We start from the raw sequence: 649 nt of genomic DNA on the forward strand, positions 1-649 counted from the left end.
GCTTCACCATTAAGTATGGTGACAACTACAAATTTGGAGCGACACACGAGGTTCGAACTCGTGACCTCAACCTTGGCAAGGTTGCGCTCTACCAACTGAGCTAGTGTCGCAGATTTTATGAATGGCTGAACTCAAAGAGTAAGCAACTCACAACATCTTAATTTGGTTGCGGGGGCCGGATTTGAACCGACGACCTTCGGGTTATGAGCCCGACGAGCTACCAAGCTGCTCCACCCCGCGTCCGTATGGTCACCATTAAAGCATGATGAAAACTATATTTTTGAGCGACACATAATGTCACCTATTCATAATAAAAAGGCGTGGCCTCAACCTTGGCAAGGTTGCACTCCAATAACTGAACGAGTGTCGCTCGCTTCACCATTAAGTATGGTGACAACTACAAATTTGGAGCGACACACGAGGTTCGAACTCGTGACCTCAACCTTGGCAAGGTTGCGCTCTACCAACTGAGCTAGTGTCGCAGATTTTATGAATGGCTGAACTCAAAGAGTAAGCAACTCACAACATCTTAATTTGGTTGCGGGGGCCGGATTTGAACCGACGACCTTCGGGTTATGAGCCCGACGAGCTACCAAGCTGCTCCACCCCGCGTCCGTATGGTCACCATTAAAGCATGATGAAAACTATA

General features: G+C 48.1%; 4 tRNA genes. All 4 read right to left on the bottom strand.

Annotated features, from left to right (window positions below):
• Positions 1–34: 34 nt before the first annotated feature.
• Positions 35–110 (bottom strand) — tRNA-Gly (locus DPF90_RS20185).
• A 53-nt stretch (positions 111–163) separates the two neighbouring features.
• Positions 164–240 (bottom strand) — tRNA-Met (locus DPF90_RS20190).
• A gap of 166 nt (positions 241–406) precedes the next feature.
• A tRNA-Gly gene (locus DPF90_RS20195) sits at positions 407–482 on the bottom strand.
• A gap of 53 nt (positions 483–535) precedes the next feature.
• Positions 536–612 (bottom strand) — tRNA-Met (locus DPF90_RS20200).
• Between the last annotated feature and the right edge of the window lie 37 nt (positions 613–649).

The organism is Vibrio tetraodonis (assembly GCF_003350295.1).
GTDB lineage: Bacteria > Pseudomonadota > Gammaproteobacteria > Enterobacterales > Vibrionaceae > Vibrio > Vibrio tetraodonis.